At 36.8% G+C, this 18,427-nt stretch carries 16 protein-coding genes; 7 read left to right on the forward strand and 9 right to left on the reverse strand.

The genetic code is table 11. From position 1 onward, the window contains the following. The first annotated feature begins 16 nt into the window (after positions 1–16). From gltX to ACFING_RS04535, 7 genes are all read left to right on the forward strand, one after another. The gene (gltX, locus tag ACFING_RS04505) at positions 17–1,447 is read left to right on the forward strand and encodes a glutamate--tRNA ligase (RefSeq protein WP_375630034.1); all 1,431 of its coding nucleotides are present in this window, start codon (positions 17–19) and stop codon (positions 1,445–1,447) included. 261 nt (positions 1,448–1,708) lie between these two features. Next, a complete protein-coding gene (gene gltA / locus ACFING_RS04510; RefSeq protein WP_375630035.1) occupies positions 1,709–3,004 on the forward strand; it encodes a citrate synthase in 1,296 nt (431 codons plus the stop codon). A gap of 707 nt (positions 3,005–3,711) precedes the next feature. Beyond that, positions 3,712–4,464 (forward strand): transporter substrate-binding domain-containing protein, encoded by a 753-nt coding sequence (locus ACFING_RS04515; protein ID WP_375620791.1) that lies wholly within the window; start codon positions 3,712–3,714, stop codon positions 4,462–4,464. 467 nt (positions 4,465–4,931) lie between these two features. Beyond that, entirely contained in the window at positions 4,932–5,684 is a 753-nt protein-coding gene (locus ACFING_RS04520; protein WP_375630036.1) for a transporter substrate-binding domain-containing protein, read from the forward strand. A 79-nt stretch (positions 5,685–5,763) separates the two neighbouring features. Further along, positions 5,764–6,486: an ABC transporter permease gene (locus ACFING_RS04525; RefSeq protein ID WP_375620789.1), complete on the forward strand. Its 723-nt coding sequence runs from the start codon at positions 5,764–5,766 to the stop codon at positions 6,484–6,486. Further along, positions 6,483–7,190, forward strand: coding sequence for an ABC transporter permease (locus ACFING_RS04530; RefSeq protein WP_375630037.1), 708 nt, complete (start codon positions 6,483–6,485; stop codon positions 7,188–7,190). The genes ACFING_RS04525 and ACFING_RS04530 overlap by 4 nt, the downstream gene beginning before the upstream one ends. Positions 7,191–7,269: 79 nt before the next feature. Further along, positions 7,270–8,043: an amino acid ABC transporter ATP-binding protein gene (locus ACFING_RS04535; protein WP_375620787.1), complete on the forward strand. Its 774-nt coding sequence runs from the start codon at positions 7,270–7,272 to the stop codon at positions 8,041–8,043. Between the two features lie 20 nt (positions 8,044–8,063). Here the strand turns inward: ACFING_RS04535 and lpxB are convergent, their stop codons facing one another. From lpxB to frr, 9 genes are all read right to left on the reverse strand, one after another. After that, complete coding sequence (lpxB, locus tag ACFING_RS04540) at positions 8,064–9,260, reverse strand: lipid-A-disaccharide synthase (protein WP_375630038.1); 1,197 nt, start codon at positions 9,258–9,260, stop codon at positions 8,064–8,066. Then, positions 9,253–10,125, reverse strand: coding sequence for an LpxI family protein (locus ACFING_RS04545; protein ID WP_375629630.1), 873 nt, complete (start codon positions 10,123–10,125; stop codon positions 9,253–9,255). Before ACFING_RS04545 ends, lpxB begins: the two co-directional genes overlap by 8 nt. Positions 10,126–10,127: 2 nt before the next feature. Beyond that, positions 10,128–10,952 carry an acyl-ACP--UDP-N-acetylglucosamine O-acyltransferase gene (gene lpxA / locus ACFING_RS04550; protein ID WP_375609506.1) on the reverse strand — a complete coding sequence of 275 codons (825 nt, stop codon included), beginning with the start codon at positions 10,950–10,952 and terminating at the stop codon, positions 10,128–10,130. A 24-nt stretch (positions 10,953–10,976) separates the two neighbouring features. Then, a complete protein-coding gene (fabZ, locus tag ACFING_RS04555) occupies positions 10,977–11,444 on the reverse strand; it encodes a 3-hydroxyacyl-ACP dehydratase FabZ (protein WP_375620785.1) in 468 nt (155 codons plus the stop codon). Between the two features lies 1 nt (position 11,445). Then, positions 11,446–12,492: a UDP-3-O-(3-hydroxymyristoyl)glucosamine N-acyltransferase gene (gene lpxD / locus ACFING_RS04560; protein WP_375630039.1), complete on the reverse strand. Its 1,047-nt coding sequence runs from the start codon at positions 12,490–12,492 to the stop codon at positions 11,446–11,448. A gap of 65 nt (positions 12,493–12,557) precedes the next feature. After that, positions 12,558–14,954, reverse strand: a complete 2,397-nt coding sequence (gene bamA, locus ACFING_RS04565; protein WP_375630040.1) for an outer membrane protein assembly factor BamA — start codon at positions 14,952–14,954, stop codon at positions 12,558–12,560. 202 nt (positions 14,955–15,156) lie between these two features. Further along, positions 15,157–16,305 (reverse strand): RIP metalloprotease, encoded by a 1,149-nt coding sequence (locus ACFING_RS04570; protein WP_375613470.1) that lies wholly within the window; start codon positions 16,303–16,305, stop codon positions 15,157–15,159. Between the two features lie 15 nt (positions 16,306–16,320). Continuing rightward, positions 16,321–17,136 (reverse strand): phosphatidate cytidylyltransferase, encoded by an 816-nt coding sequence (locus ACFING_RS04575; RefSeq protein WP_375613469.1) that lies wholly within the window; start codon positions 17,134–17,136, stop codon positions 16,321–16,323. Between the two features lie 730 nt (positions 17,137–17,866). Then, positions 17,867–18,427, reverse strand: a complete 561-nt coding sequence (frr, locus tag ACFING_RS04580) for a ribosome recycling factor (protein WP_273790667.1) — start codon at positions 18,425–18,427, stop codon at positions 17,867–17,869.

Consider the following 18,427-nt stretch of genomic DNA (forward strand, 5'->3'; position numbering starts at 1 on the left):
TTAAAGGAAAATATTCGTGTCTGTTATTACTCGTTTTGCCCCTTCACCCACTGGCTTCCTTCACATTGGTGGTGCTCGTACTGCTCTTTTTAATTGGCTTTATGCAAAACATACCGGTGGAAAAATGCTTTTACGAATTGAAGATACAGACCGAGAGCGTTCAACAGAAGCAGCTGTAAAAGCCATTATAGATGGCTTGCACTGGATGGGTCTTAGTTATGATGGCGCCCCTATTTCGCAATTCGAACGAGCAGAACGTCACCGCCAAATCGCTGAACAGTTGGTCAAGAATGGCAAAGCATATTATTGTTATGCTTCACCTGAGGAGTTAGCTGAAATGCGTGAAAAAGCCCGTTCAGAAGGGCGCCCACCACGTTATGATGGACGTTGGCGTGACCGTGATAGTTCTGAAGCTCCTAAAGATGTTAAGCCTGTTATTCGCATCAAAGCCCCTCAAGATGGAGAAACGATTGTACATGATCGTGTTCAAGGTGATGTCCGTTTTCCTAATAAAGATCTCGATGACTTCATTATTTTGCGTTCTGATGGTTCGCCTACCTATATGCATGCTGTTGTCGTTGATGATCATGATATGGGCATCACACATATTATACGTGGTGACGATCATCTTACCAACGCAGCCCGACAAACGATTATCTTTAAAGCAATGGGATGGGACATTCCTGTTATGGCCCATATTCCTCTTATCCATGGTGAAAACGGTGCAAAATTATCAAAGCGACATGGTGCGCTCGGTGTTGATGCCTACCGAACAATGGGATATCTTCCTGCTGCTTTGCGCAATTACCTTGTCCGTTTAGGTTGGAGTCATGGTGATGACGAACTGATGTCCCTTAAAGATATGATTTCTTGGTTTGATATTGAGGATATTAACAAAGGTGCTGCTCGTTTTGATCTCAAAAAGCTCGATTCCATCAACGGACACTATATGCGTATGAGTAATGATCAAGAACTTTTTGATGCCGCTCTTAATATTCTACCAGAAACCGATAGGGGAGCACAAATTATTGAAAGACTTGATGAAAAACGCCGTGTTCAATTTTTAAAAGCAATCCCGCATTTGAAAGAACGTTCAAAAACACTGTGCGAACTGATTGACAATGCCTCCTTCATTTTTACGCAACGACCTTTACAACTTGATGAAAAAGCTCAAATACTCTTAGATAAAAATGGACGAACCATTTTAAACGATCTTTATCTTGCTCTGAAAGCTTGCCCCTCTTGGGATACAAAAACTCTAGATGAAACACTTCGCTCTTGTGTCCAAACACAGAATCTCAAATTTGGATCTATCGCCCAACCACTTCGCGCAGCTCTTACAGGATGTGCAACATCACCAGGTGTTTTGGATATTCTTATTTTATTAGGACGCAATGAATCCCTTCATCGCATCAAGGACCAACTTATCACAACAATATGCCCATGATGTGCACTGAGTATATTTCCTCAAATAAGGATCTATACAGATATCTCAACGCGCCCTAAAAGAGTTTTTTATGTTATATCATTGAAATACATTTCTTATTGAGTAATAATGATCAATAAGGAAATATTTTTAGATTGCATGTACTCACTTTTAGAGGCAATCTACCCTTAAATAAGTAAGAAAAGCTTCAGTTATACATCCCCCACTCTGATGAAGCAGAGTCTTAATTTTTAGAAGTGAAGGATCTGAAAGGAATACCGAATGTCTGAGAATAACGCATATATTATTGTGAATGATAAAAAAGTAGAGCTTCCCTTGCGTAAAGGCACGAGTGGACCTGAAGTCATTGAAATTGCTTCTCTCTATAAAAAAACCGATATTTTTACTTATGATCCTGGTTTTACTTCAACAGCTTCTTGTGAATCAAAAATTACTTATATCGATGGTGATAAAGGCATATTGCTTTATCGTGGTTATCCTATTGATCAATTGGCTGAAAAAGGAGACTTTCTCGAAAGTTGTTATCTTTTACTTTATGGTGAACTCCCAACACAGCAAGAAAAAAATGAATTTGATCGATGTATTATGCAGCATACCATGGTCCACGAACAATTTGCACGCTTCTTCCATGGCTTCCGTCGTGATTCTCATCCTATGGCCGTCATGGTTGCCTGCCTTGGCGCTATGTCTGCGTTCTATCACGACTCTATTGATATTACAGATCCTCACCAGAGAATGATTGCTTCTGTTCGTCTTATCTCAAAAGTTCCAACGCTTGCTGCTATGGCCTATAAATACAGTATTGGACAAGCATTTGTTTATCCACGTAATGATCTTAGTTATGCTGCAAATTTCCTCCATATGTGCTTTGCTGTTCCTTGTGAAGAATATAAAACAAACCCTGTGCTTGCTCGGGCAATGGATCAAATATTTACCCTTCATGCAGATCATGAACAAAATGCTTCTACATCTACGGTACGTCTTGCTGGATCCTCAGGTGCTAATCCGTTTGCCTGTATTGCAGCAGGTGTTGCATGCCTTTGGGGACCAGCACATGGTGGTGCCAATGAAGCATGCCTAAAAATGCTACAAGAAATAGGTTCTATTAAAAGAATTCCTGAATTTATTGCACGTGCAAAAGATAAAAATGATCCTTTCCGCCTTATGGGCTTTGGGCACCGTGTCTATAAAAATTATGATCCACGTGCAAAAATCATGCAAAAAACCTGTCATGAAGTTTTAAAAGAACTCAACATTCAAGATGACCCTCTTCTTGATATTGCAATAGAGCTTGAAAAAATTGCCTTAAGTGATGAATATTTTATTGTGAAAAAGCTTTATCCCAATGTTGATTTCTATTCCGGCATTACATTAAAAGCTCTAGGTTTTCCAACTGAAATGTTTACTGTCCTTTTTGCATTGGCGCGCAGTGTCGGGTGGGTGGCACAATGGAAAGAAATGATTGAAGACCCTGCACAAAAAATTGGTCGTCCTCGACAACTCTACACTGGCTATGCTATGCGTGACTATGTTCCTATAGATGAACGTGCAAATTAAAAAAAGAAATCAATAAAGCTTCAATTTACTGAAGCTTTATTGAGAGTAATCAAAAAACATCCTTTAAGAATTTTTATAAAACGTGATTTTAAAACTCTTTCTACAGAGATAACATCATCATAAAAATTTACTAAAAAATTCTAAGTTTTAGCTCTGTAAAGAAATTGAGAATACTCTTCTGCGAATTAGCCAAACATTTAGCAAAAAGAAATTGAAAAGTTTACCTTATAATCCTCATTATCTTTAATGAAAATGTATTCCCTATCATTCCCCCATGTTTAAAAGCCTTATTACATATTAAAATCTAGCAATGTCAGAATTTTTCTTTCTATCTTCTTCAGATAAAATTGCAAAAAGCTTACATTAAGTGCTTCTCTAATTAGAATAAAAACACTTTTACATTTTGTTCTGTTAAAAGCTGAAATTTTCTTTGTATTTAAGTTGATAGTTTTTCTTTTAAAGATAAATTATTGATTTTTAAATAAAATTATTAAAAATCACCCTATAATCAATAAGAGGTGACCTTCTTTCCTATATTTTTTATTCCTATACTTGATAAAAAGAATTTATTTTTTTGATAATGATATTCAGCATAATGATAGCAAAATGAACACAGATAAATTTTTTACATTGCTCCAAAAGAGCTTACAGATTATAAAAATTCATGATGGTTTCATATTTGCCAGCTTATCTAATAGGAGAACATAATGAAATTATTAGTAGGAGCTCTTATAATAAGCGCGACACTGTTTACCCTATCGGCCAATTCTCAAACGCTGAAAATTGCAAGCGATGCTTCTTATCCGCCATTTAGTTATATTGACTCAAATAACAAACTGCAAGGGTTTGATATTGATATATCTTATGCGCTTTGTAAAAAAATGAATGTTGAATGTACTATTGTCACACAAGACTTTGAGGGGATGATTCCCGGTCTTCTTGCCAAAAAATATGATGCTATCGTTTCTTCCCTTTCTCCTACAAAAGAGCGCTTACAAAAAATTGATTTTACAGATCCTTACTACAACACAGCACTCGCTGTTATCGTTACCAAAAGTTCGGAAATTAAAGAAATCTCAACACAAGCCTTTAGAGGTAAAAACCTTGGTGTACAATCAAATACAACACAAGCTGCATATGCGGAAGATCATTATGCCTCTGAAGGAGTTAATATCAAACTTTATCCTACAGCAACAGAAGTTAATCGTGATCTTTTAAGCCATCGGCTTGATATCATCATCTTTGATAAATTAAAAGCATTAAATTGGCTTGAAAATGAAGGAAAAGACTGCTGTCACCTCTTGGGAACTCTAGAAGAAACAAATTTTCCTATTGCAATTGCACTCCGTCAAAATAATAATGATCTTAAAAATAGTTTTAATAAAGCAATAGAAGAAATCCGCGCCGATGGAACCTATGAGAAAATTATGAGAAAATATTTTACTTTCGATATCAATTAGATAGCACTATGAATTAAAACTCAATCTGTATATTTAAGGAGTATTTTTTAAATCTTTATTGGACATGCAGATATAATTAGAAATTCGGCTTTTTTATAAGAAAATTTACATTATCAAAATAACTTTTAATTGCTCCTTGAGAGCTAAACATTTTGTAGAATCTAATGACAACAATAAGGTTGTATTTTTATCGTATCAAAATCTAATTTTTTCTTTATGTTCAAATTTAATAGCCTTATTTTCAAAAAAAATCCGCAGTTTTGACTCATGAAATGATTCAAATCAAATATTTCGTGAAAATTAAGCTATCATACAAGCAATAAGATATTTATTCTTTTTTTATCAATAATGTCCAACATAATGATCTAAAATAAACATCAATAAATTTTTGAATTGCTCCCAAAAAGCTTACAGATTATAAAAACATAATGATTTCATATTGCCCGCTTATCCAATAGGAGAACATCATGAAACTATTAGCTGGAGCTCTTATAATAAGCGCTGCACTATTCACCCAATTGGCTGATGCGAAAACATTAAAAATTGCGAGTGAAGGCACCTATCCTCCCTTTAGTTATATTGACTCAAATAACAAACTGCAAGGATTTGATATTGATATATCTTACGCACTTTGTAAAAAAATGAATATTGAATGTACTATTGTCACACAAGACTTCGAGGGAATGATCCCTGGACTTATTGCAAAAAAATATGATGCTATCATTGCTTCCCTCTCTCTCACACAAGATCGCTTACAAAAAATTGACTTCACAGATCCTTACTACGATACAGCACTGGCTGTTATTGTTACCAAAGCTTCGGGAATTAAAGAAATCTCGACAAAAGATTTTAGAGGTAAAAATCTTGGTGTGCAATCCAATACAACACAAGCTTTCTATGCAGAAGATCATTATGCCTCTGAAGAGGTGAAAATAAAACTCTATCCTTCCACAATCGAAGTGAATCGTGATCTTTTAAATCATCGACTTGATGTGATTATTGTTGATAAATTACAAGCATTAAATTGGCTTAAAAATGAAGGAAAAGATTGCTGTTCCCTCCTAGGAACTCTAGAAGAAACAAGATTTCCTGTTGCAATTGCAGTCCGTCAAAATAATAATGATCTTAAAAATAAGCTCAATGAGGCGCTAAAAGAAATTCGTTTGGATGGAACTTATGAGAAAATTATGAGAAAATATTTTACAAGTGATGTTTATTAAATATCAATATGATATTTAAATGAAACCCGTTGGTTATTGCTAAAAAATATTATCTAACTCTTTCATGAGGAACACAAGAATGATTGAAAATTTAGCATTGCTATCATTTAGCAATGGGGGATGGGGAGCGGTTATACTTTCCAGTGCAGGAATGACATTGTCATTGGCGTTATGTTGTGGCCTTCTAGGATTTCCTCTAGGACTTCTCAATGCAGTAATGATTCGATCCAATATTAAGATAGCTAAAGCTCTAGCACGTCTCTTTTCAACGGTGTTTCGTGGATTACCAGAGCTTTTAACTCTGTTTTTAGTTTACTACGGATTACAAAGCCTTATTCAAAATTTATTTGACTATTTTAATTTTGAAATCATGTTCAGTATCAATGCTTTTGTTGCTGGTGTTCTTGCTCTTAGTATGGTTCTTGCAGCTTTTTCTTGTGAAGTTTGGCTTGGAGCATTTAATATTTTTGATAAAGGTCAATATGAAGCGGCTAAAGCTTTAGGTCTTTCGCGAACAACCACATTTTTTCGTATTGTCTTTCCTCAGCTCATCCGAAATGCCTTACCAGGACTTTCTAATAATTGGCTTACTTTACTGAAAGATACATCCCTTGTTTCTACAATCGCGCTTGTTGACCTCATGCGACAAACGAATTTAGCTGTCGCTGCTACCAATAAACCCATGCTATTTTATTTTATAGCATGCTTACTCTATTTGTTATTTTCAGCGTTTTTTACTGCAATCTTACGCCATTTGGAAACATACACTCAAATAGGCTATAAAAAGGTGCTAGGTCAATGATTCCTGAGTGGCTTTATTTCCTTTTTAATCCTGATCTTTTAAGCCATTATGGACCAAAATTTATTAATGGCTTTATTATTACTGTTGAGCTTGTTTCTATTTCTTGTTCTCTAGGTCTTTTTTTGGGTATGATTATCGCTTTTGCACGTCTATCAAAGAATACATTTTTACAATATTTTGCAAATGCTTATGTCTATTTTTTCCGCGGCTCTCCTTTATTAGCTCAACTCTTTCTTTTTTATTATGGGCTTGGTTCAATGAACAGTTTTTGGCAACAGGTGGGGCTATGGTGGTTTTTTCAAAACGCGTGGTATTGTTGTCTTTTTATTTTTACACTCAATTCTGCTGCCTATCAATCTGAGATCTTTAAAGGAAGTTTTCTATCCGTAACAACTGGACAACGCGAAGCATCAAAAGCTTTAGGTTTAAGCAACTCTGTCACATTTTTTAGAGTTATTCTTCCACAAGCAATGATTGTAGCATTACGCCCCCTAGGAAATGAGTTGATTTTAATGATTAAATCCAGTGCTGTTGCCTCACTTATTACTGTTTATGATTTAATGGGGGTTGCTAAACTCGCTTATTCACGGACTTTCGATTTTCAAGTTTACGTTTGGGCTGCTATTATCTATCTCTTTATCGTTGAACTCATTCATCGTTTTATTGTTTTTATCGAGCAGCGCCTCACTCGACATTTACGGTAAATAAAATGATCATAAAAAACTTTACCAAACCAAAATGTTGAATTAATCAAGTTCTTCATCAATGAAAGAATAAAATAAGATGAATTTGAAAAATAATAAATCGATCTCTCCCAGTAAAAAACCAGTGATCTCTATTCGAAATCTAAATAAATGGTATGGAAACTTTCAGGTCCTACATGATATCAACTTTAATGTTCAAGCTGGTGAACATATCGTTATTTGTGGACCATCCGGATCAGGAAAATCAACGTTAATTCGTTGTATTAATCAATTAGAACAAGCACAAAAAGGTTCAATCTGTATCCATAACGTTGATATCCATACTGCACCTATACAACAGCAAAAAAATGTTCTTCGTAAGATAGGAATGGTCTTTCAGAACTTTAATTTATTTCCCCACATGAGCGTTATACAAAATTGTATTTTAGCACCTATGACAGTTCAGGGCCTTTCCAAACAACAAGCAAAAGAACGGGCAATTCGTTACTTAACGCATGTTGGTATTGAAAAACACTGTGAAAAATATCCTTTACAACTTTCTGGTGGGCAACAACAACGTGTTGCGATTGCCCGTGCACTTTGTATGGAACCCGAAGTCATGCTTTTTGATGAACCAACCTCTGCCCTTGATCCAGAAAGTGTGGGAGAAGTTTTGGAAGTGATGGCTCGATTGGCCGATACAGGGATCACAATGCTTTGTGTTACCCATGAAATGGGCTTCGCACGTAAAGTCTCAGAAAGAATACTCTTTCTAGAAAATGGAAAAATTGTTGAAGATACAGCCTCTGAAGAATTTTTTACCAATCCTAAAAGCCAACGTGCTTGTAATTTTCTTGCTAAAATTAAATATTAATCATTAAAATATTGCTTTATTTATACAATTTTATTCCTGCTTTTTAAAAGAGTGATAATTGTTTGTGCGCCAACAACCCCCGATGGTACTTCAGTTTTCATTTTCTGTTCTACCATCTCAAAGGAATCAAGTTGTGCCTGTCGCAATAAAGGATTAGCCAAAAGTTGTTCTACCTGTCTTGCTAACATGCCAGGACGGATTAATTCATTCAAATATTCCGAAACAATAGGCTTATCAGAAATAATATTTGGAAGAGCAGCACTCCATAACATCATTTTAGGAAAAATAAATATTTTAGAAAAGAAATCAAGTTTATAGCAAAGAACCATAGGAACTTTTGCTAAGGCTAATTCAAGTGAAACAGTTCCATGTGCAGCAAGAGCAACATCTGCTTGTGCAAAAGAACGCCATTTTTCATCTTCACCAACTACAATTTCTATCTTGCTTTTCCAGCCCTGCACAAAATCCCAGATTCTATCTACCAAATGAGGTAAGGTTGGTAAAATAATACGTAAATGAGGAATACGTTGTACAAGAATCTCTACTGTTTCTCGAAAAATAGGCATTAAGGAACGAATTTCTGAATTGCGTGATCCTGGCAAAATAACTAATGTAGGCGATAATGTTTGTGTATCGATCAAATTTCTGTGTTCTAATTGGCTTTTTTTTTCTGACTGAACTCTCAAAAGGGGAGGATATGTCAAAAGACGATGTCCAACATAAGTCGTGGCAGGGCCTCCCAAATCTTGCATAATCTTTTCTTCAAAAGGAAAAACCGCTAAAACATGATCAACAAATCCACACATAGCTTTCGCACGCTCTGGCCTCCATGCCCAAACGGTCGGTGCAATATATTTAATGATAGGAATAGAAGGCGCTAAAGCACGTACCTTTTTTGCAATACGATGCGTGAAATCAGGACTATCAATAATAATTAAACAATCAGGTTGTTCTTGTGCAATAAATTTGGATAAATTGCGAATATGTAGCAACAACAATGGTAGTTTTTTCAACACCTCCTTTAAACCTATTAAAGCAATATCATGGGAATCAAAAAAGCTTTTTAAGCCTAATGCCTTTAAATGGCTCCCCCCAACACCAATCAAATGAATATTGCATCCTATCTGTTGTGATAAACAAGAAATTAGATCGGCCCCAAGTAAATCACCAGATTCCTCACCTGAAACCACTGCAATCTTTAAGAAACAATTATTCATGACCAAACTTTTCAAATGTCTCTATAAATAAAGAATATTTGTTGGCTTTTTCTATTGTTGTTTTCACTGATAATATTAGACTTCTATTTGCCTCCACCGCAACACCAGATAAACCACTCTTTGCAATATTCATTATTGTCGCGGGCCCAATTGATGGCAAATCAACGCGATTATCCTGTTGTGGTTTTGCGCATTTTACAAGAATGCCACCTTTAAGGGGAATTTGCCCTCTTTCTCGCATTTCACAAACACGCCACAACATATTATCAGTTCCCTCAGCGCCCTCTAGAGCAACCACCCTTCCTTGGACAACGACAACGGCTTGCCCGATATCTAATTGACCTAAAAGCTTTGCTGCTTCTACTGCTAAAAAAATATCTTTTTTCTCTTTTGGAGTAGCGCGCCGTACTGTTAAATTAAATTCTATGGGAGCTAAAAGATCTGGGACTATTTCGTGAGCACCGATAACACAAAAACCATGTGCTTCAATAACTCGTATAAAAGCTTTTAATAACGCATCGTCTCCCCTCTTCAAAGCTCCGATTAACTTAGGAAGAGCTAAAAATGTTGTCCAGTCCAGTCGCAATTGTTTAAGAAGTGGACGCTTTTTTACACCACCTGCCAAAACAACATTATATACACCAGCCTCTTTTAAAATTTTAACGAGTCGTGCTAACTCTACAATTGATAGCTCGCAATGCTCATAGCGATAAAGAACAGAATCTGCCTCACCATGCAAAAGCACAAGAAAAGGATTTTCTCCATTCTTCTCAAGAGTCTGCGCAACAGTAATCGGTAGAACACCATTTCCTGCTATAATAGCAGTACGGCCGGAAAGAAAACTTCTGGCTCCCCAAATAGGCATTTTTAATCCTTATGTTCTTTTATTCTAACACCTTCAAATTTTGGTGTACAATAAAAACGCTTTCCTTCTTCTTTAATAAAATTAACAACTTCAGAAACAGACTGAGAAGAAGAATAGAAAGAAGCAACATCACTGACACGCTCTTTAAATGGTTTGCTATGATCAAAAAGCATAGCAACCGCATGACGGAGTGCATGAATATCTTGACGCTCAAGTCCTGCACGCTTCATGCCAATAATATTGAGTCCAGCAAGTTTTGCCTGCACACCAACAGCTGTTCCATAAGGTATCAGATCACCAACCAGTGCAGATACGCCGCCGATAAATGCATGATGTCCAACACGAACAAATTGATGAACAGCAGCACCACCACCAATAATCACATAATCACCAATAGTAACATGACCAGCAATCATTGCGTTATTGGCAAATGTTACATGATTGCCTACATAACAATCGTGAGCGATATGCGCATAACAAAAAAATTGGCAATTATCACCAACAACTGTCATTCCTACACTCGAATCGGACCCCCTATGCATTGTTACACCTTCACGAATCGTACAATTCTTACCAATAAAAAGAGTTGTAGCCCCTCCTTTATGTTTATTATTTTGCGGATCTGCCCCCAAAACGGCATGAGAAAATACTTTACTCTTGGCTCCTAACGTTGTCTTTCCCATTATTACAACATGACTTGTCAAACTACATTCATCACCAATAACAGCCTCTGAACTAATATGGCAAAATGGTCCAACGCGTACATTCTCACCAAGCTGCGCTCCCTTCTCCACAAGAGCAGTTGGATGGATTTTCGTACCGGACATTTTTAAATTCCCATCAAATATCGTTTATTCTTCTTCGACAATCATTGCTGCAATTTCTGCTTCAGCGACGCGGACATCTTCTACTTTTGCAACACATGAAAAACGTCTCATACCAGATCTTTTTTTCAAAAGCTGAACATGAATCTTGAGCTGATCACCAGGCATAACCGGCTTACGAAATTTCGCATTATCAACCGTCATAAGGTAAACTAAATTTGTTTGCTTATTGCCTAAATTTAAAAGTGCTATTGCTCCTGCCGTTTGTGCCATAGCTTCTAAAATCAAAACTCCAGGCATAACAGGCTTTGAGGGAAAATGTCCCGTAAAATGTGGCTCGTTAATCGTTATATTTTTAATACCAATCGCTTCTTGTTCACCATCAATATCAACGATACGATCAATTAATAAAAATGGATAACGGTGCGGTAATATTGATAATAGCTTTTCAATATCGACAGCCTCTAAGTTTTTAGTTTTTTCATTGCTGATCATATCAGCGTTTCTCCTTTTTAACTTTTCCCATACTGCGCAACGCCGCTACTTCACGAAACCATTGTTTAAATGGTCGCGCTGGACTACCTCCCCATTTTTCGCCATCCGGAATGTCATTCATAACACCACTACGAGCAGCAATCTGAACAGATTTACCTATTATGATGTGATCAGCTACTCCCACACTTCCGCCAAGCTGAGACATATCCCCTATAGATGTACTTCCCGCAATGCCACATTGAGCGGCAATAAGACAATAGCGGCCAATTTTTACATTGTGGGCAATTTGTACAAGATTATCAATCTTGCTTCCTTCACCAATAACAGTATCTTGAAATGTTCCACGATCAATTGTCGTGTTCGCACCAACTTCTACACCATCCTCAATAATAACGCGACCAAGCTGTGGAATTTTCTCGATTCCAGAAACGCCCCCAACATAACCAAAACCATCTTGCCCAATGCAAACACCAGAATAAAGCTGAACCTTATCACCTATTATAGAACACTGAACTGTTACCTTAGGAGCAATATAGCAGTCACATCCAATACGGCAATTTTCACCGATAACAGCTGTGGATGAAATGAGAGTTCCTGCACCAATCTCAACATTTTTACCAATAACAGCTCCCGCTTCAATACACACATCATCTGCCAACTTAGCCGTTGGATGAATATGCGCATGCGATGAAATCCCCTTCTGCCCCAACCAAGGCATTGGCTTGACAGAATCTGGAAACAAAATACGACCAATCTGAGCAAAGTCACGCTGTGGTGTGGATGTCACCAAAATTGCCATAGTTTCGGGAACTTTAAAAACAATCTCATTCGTACACAAAACAGCAACAGCAGAACTGTCCAGTAAAGCATCAGAAAACTTCCGATGCTCTACAAAAACAAGCGAACCTTCCACAGCACTCTCAAGTGAAGAAAGAGTATTGATAACTTTATGAGAAAACTCTGGATTAAGAAGCTTTGCACCCGTCAACTCAGCAGCATTTGCAACTGTCAATCGTCGGGACGGCGTAAAAAAAAATGTATCCGCCATCAAAACACTTTCTCTCCCAGCTTAAGCTATTCTCTTCAAGTTTTTCCTTCTTAAAATCGCTCAAATCAGAACTTCGTAGAAATACCAAAGTTCAATTTTTGCAAACGATCACCTTCCTGCTTCGTTATTGGCCAAGCATAATCAAAACGCAAAGGACCAAACGGAGAATCCCACATCAAACTCACACCTGCAGATGAACGCCAAGCACTTTTGGTATTGGTAACAGACGGTTCACCCTTAAAAACGGCTTTATAATTATTGCCATAAAGCGTGGCAATATCCGCAAATAAAGCACCGCGCAACCCAAATCCTTCAGGCACGACAGGGATAGGGAACTGTACTTCAGCAGTCGCATTCATATATGTCGTTCCCCCCAAGAAATAAACCTCACCCTTACTGGAAACCTGACGCGGACCTATTCCATTATATTTGAACCCTCGAATCATATCAGAATTTACTTTAAACATATCGAAAATACGAACACCATCTCGGCCCATTCCGTGGATATAACCACCCCCAAAGGAAAGCAAACCAACGATATCCTTCTGGTCAGAAAGAGTCTTGTACATCATCGCCTTACCCGTGGTCTTCAAGAATTTTGCACTCCCACCAAGCCCTGCATATTCCTGAAGCAGATGTACGTACCACCCATCATGGGGGGATCTCATATCATCAATCGTATTATAGGTGAAACCATAACTAATTGATGAACGTTTCCAAGGGCTGTGTTTTGCAGCTTGAACAATCGCACCAGAATATTTCCCATATAATTCTATTATGTCACTCTCTTTGTCAAAATCATACTCTCCGCCAAAATCATATTCTTCCTGCACATAAGAATAAGCTACATTAGCAGATAATTGATTATTAATAGGTAACGAAAACCGCAGCGATCCACCTGTCTGCCGTACATCATAGGCTTTATCAGCACGATAAGTACTACGAAAAACATCAACACCAGCAGATAAACGATACCCTAAGAAATAAGGATCAACAAATGATAAATTATAATTACGAGATTTTTCTTGCCCCGCACCTAATCCTAAACGAACATATTGACCACGTCCCCCGAGATTACGTTCAGTAACAGAAACTTCAAGTGACATACCAGGACTTGTTCCCCCTGTTGTATACCCTCCAGAAAGAGAGAGATCTCCTGTTGAAGCTTCAACGACATCTATTACCAAAACAACTTGGTCAGATTGATCTGTAGGAACCATTGAAATATTAACGGCTTTGAAGAAACCTAAACTTTCTAGACGACGTTTTGCCCGCTGTAATAAAGTTTGATTGTAAGCATCTCCTTCGTTTAAATCAATCTCACGGCGAATGACGTAATCACGCGTTTTCTCATTGCCACGTATATCAATACGTTGAATATAAGCACGTGTTCCCTGTTCAATATTATATAAAATTGAAATTGTATGATTTGCTAAATTACGATTTCCCCGCGGTTCAACTTTAGCAAAAGCATATCCCGAATCAGCAACTTTGTTATTAATAGTTGCAACAGACTGTTCAATATCTTCTGCACTATAAACATTACCTGGCTGGGTTTTAAGTATCCTTTTCACAGATTGAACGTCAATTCCATCAACATCACTTTCAACCTGAATATCGCTAATTTTATAGAGCGCACCCTCATCAAGAACGAAAGAAATTTTATACGTATTGCTTGCTGCATCAAAAGTTGCTTTAGAAGAGACTACACGAAAATCTGCATAACCACGGTTATAATAAAAGCGACGTAAAGCTTCTTCATCAACAGCGAGGCGCTCTTCACTGTAAACATCACCTCCCAACAACTTCGAAAAAATTCCTGAAGTTTTTGTTGAAATCACATCACGCAAACGGCGACTTCCAAAGACATTATTTCCCTTAAAAGTGATATCACCAATCTTTGTTTTTTTCCCTTCAACGACATTAAATACCACATTAACCCGCCCTTTTCCAAGGTTAATCGTTTGAACGTTAACAGTGATATTATTACGACCAAGAGTTTTATAAGCCTCACGAATTGTATTTATATCAGCAGAAAGCTTAGCAGAATTAAAAGGCTCATTCGGTTTTAAAGAAATAAACCGCTTAAGATCTGGGTCTTTAAAAGATTTATTTCCTTGAAACAATATTTGATTGACAACCTCATATTCTTTTACGAATACAACCAATTTATCACCCACCGGATTTATTTTAACATCATAAAATAAACCCAATTCGAAAAGATTCTTCACAGCACTATCAACATCACCACTGGAAACACCTTGCCCAACCTTAATCCCCATATTGTCTCGAATCGCCTGAGAACTTACAAACTTATTCCCACGAACCTCAATAGAGCGGACTACAGACGCTTGTATTTCTCCGACCGCAGCAATTGACATAAAAACCGTTGTTGGGGCAATCATCCCCATCTTTAACACCAATACAGATGCTGCATTTAAAAACTTTGAATTCGTAGTCATTGGCTTTTTTACCTTACTCTCGTTCCTTGGACATGATGCCTTAAAAGCTAACTGCCATAACAACCTTTTTACAGCGAGACTTTTAATTCCTTAATTACTCATTATAATGTACAACGCCACAACATTTTGTAGACATGGTAAACAACCTTCAATTTGTTTTTGCTATTATTACTTAATTTATAAAGCGTTTTCCATAATTTAATTAGCTAAACCAACAAAAATAATCATTAAAAAAGACAAAGATCATAAAAAGGAGAAGAATGGAAAAACCTAAACGAAAAACGATTCCCTGAATTTTAGCAGATATTTTCCTCCCAGTAATGACCTCAATGACATGCAATAAAAGATGCCCACCGTCAAGCGGTAGAATCGGAAAAAGGTTAATAAGCCCAACACTTATTGAAAGAAAAGCTGCCAAATTCAACAAAGAGATAAAACCTGTCTCGCTCACTTTCCAAGCAATTTTAACGGTTTTAGAAGGTCCACTTAGCCGACAACGATCCTCTTTGCCTCCTATTAAACGACTCATAAAAAGAACGGTTTGAGTGGCGATAAACACAGTACGGTCTGACGCTTTTCTTACAGCTGTTACAAAACCATAGCGAATATGTTTTATATAAGTTGGATCTAAACGTGCAGGATTATTTAAATCAACAGGAACACCTACACCTATCATAGCACTTCGTGTTCGATTACCAAATCCATCATCTCGCTCAACGACTTTCGGGGTAATCATCGTTGTAAAGACTCGCCCCATGCGTTCTATTTTAAACTCTATGGGTTCTCTTCCGTGAAAAGCTACATAATTCATCAAATCTTCAAAGCTTTCAACCCGTCGTCCATCCATTTCAACAAAACGATCACCTAATTCCAAACCGGATTGAAGAGCAGGGCTATCTTTTACCAAAGAACCAACAACGGGCTCAATGGCTACACGACCATAGATAAAGAAAAAAAATGTTAGAATAACAACAGTAAAAAGGGCATTGAAGAAAGGACCGGCAAAAACAGTTGCTGCTTTTTTCCAAGCATGCGCACTAGCAAATGAACCATCAACAATCAGAGATGATTGGGATGATTCCGTATCGATTTTTTCCTCATCCCCAACAAATTTTACATAACCTCCTAAGGGGATAAGTGCTAAACGCCACTTCGTGCCATGCTTATCTGTATAACTCGCTATTTCTGGTCCAAATCCAAGCGAAAAAATTAACGCCTTAATACCACACCACCGACCAATGAGATAGTGCCCAAATTCGTGCACAAAAATGATAATCATAATGATGAAAAGAATACTCAAACTTCTTAAAAGAAAATCACCCATAGTGACGATATGATTTAAAAGTTCCAAACTATCTTCTCCCAATTAGATCATACTAAAAAGATTAAAAGGCGCATCCATATCAGACATAAATGAACCAATTAAATAAAGAAGAAAAGCTGCCCCTACCAATCCATCTATACGATCCATAAAACCACCATGTCCAGGCAATAAAGAACTAGAATCTTTAACAGAAAACCGTCTTTTGAGCCATGATTGCCCTAAATCACTCAATTGTGAAACAATTGACAAAACAAGTGTAAGGAGTGGCACAAAAAAACTGGCTAAATTTATATCAAAAAATCCAAAAGCAACCCATATACCACCGAAAACTCCGACAAATGTACCACCAAGTGCTCCTGACCATGTTTTATTAGGAGAAAATTGTGGTGCTAATTTAGGGCCCCCTAATGCACGTCCGATAAAATAACCACCGATATCTGTTCCCCACACTATCGTAAATAAGAAAATAACAACTTGGAACCCCAACATTTCATGATCCCGTAGAAAGCATAAAGCAACAACAGGAAAAGATGCATATAAAAAACCACAAAAAACCCAACCACTCTTTTTTATAGATATAATAGCTAACACTGTAGCTAAAACGATTAAAACACAAAAAATCAATGAAGCAGATACACTCAATACTAAAAAAAAGCCAAAGATTAAATAAAAGATACTTGCTAATATTTTTTGTAAAATACACCATTTCTCTTTAGTAATACTCATCCACTCATAAAGAACAAAACCGCCAATACACCATACAAATAAAAAAAAGAAGTTTCCTCCCAACCATGTTAGATACAACGCAATAATGCCAAAAACAAAAGCTGTCAGAATACGATAAACCAAATTAGACAAAACAACATCCAAACAATAAAAATAGAAAATACAAGCTCTAAAATTAACGCAAGAAAAACTCCCCTACGCAGTATTTTTATCTCATACCTGTATAATTTCTCTTATAATTTATCATAAATAATTCAGTCTACTAAGATAGCGCTTATGAAACTAATAATCAATGAAAACAGCTTCAAAAATCTCCGTCAAAATTATAAATATTTTTTTAATATTTTCTCAAATATAAAATGAAAAAGCAGTTACCTCTGCCCCATACAAATTAACTAATATAGGTTTCGTATAAAAACACTTTTCTATCAACTATTCGTCATTAAAAAATGAATTACGCCACATAACATCTGCTTGATCAATTATACTCACATGTTTTATAATGAGAAATAAGAGAAAGGTTAGACTTGTTTTTTTGCATTATATTCTTTCCTCAACTTTCATCTTAGAATATTTGAATAATTTCTAATAATGCTTTTATTATGCATTTTAACAAAGACGTGCTCAACTAAAAACCCGCACCATGCTGTTAAATAGTGTCTCCCAGCAAAGGGCATGATTTATCACGCAGACTAAAAAATAAAAACATCTGCCCTTTCAAATCAGTCTCTCCCATATCAAAATGATAGAACACCTTCCTGCATCACACCTTGCTACCACAGAGCACACCACTCCCTACAATTTCCCTAGAAACAATTTACAGGCTGGGAGTAAATATCCTTTTTCTAGTGACAAAATCGTCTTAAACGTGCATAATTTCAGATTCTTTTACGGCTAAAATTTTATCAATATCAGCAATAGTTTCATCCGTGAGTTTTTGAACTTTTTCAGACAAACTATGGGCTTCATCTTGACCAATTTCACCATCTTTTTCTAACTTTTTCAAATTGTCCAGACCATCCCGACGAACATGACGTGTAGCAACACGCGCTTGCTCTGCATAGTGATGCGCAATTTTTACAAGTTCTTTACGGCGCTCTTCATTCAACTCAGGCAAAGGAATACGTAGATTCGTACCATCAGTTATGGGATTTAAACCAAGACCAGAATCGCGAATAGCGCGCTCTACAGCTCCGACCATCGTTTTATCCCATACAGAAACAGAAAGCATCCGAGGTTCGGGAACAGAAATATTAGCAACCTGATTGATATGCACAACAGAACCATAAGATTCAACGGTCAACGGCTCTAATAAACTGGCCGATGCACGTCCAGTCCGCAAACCACCTAATTCATGTTTAAAAGCCGTAATGGCACCATCCATGCGACGTTTCAAATCATCCATAATTGATGTAACATTCAT

The organism is Bartonella sp. AP150HLJHH (assembly GCF_042196385.1).
Classification (GTDB): domain Bacteria; phylum Pseudomonadota; class Alphaproteobacteria; order Rhizobiales; family Rhizobiaceae; genus Bartonella.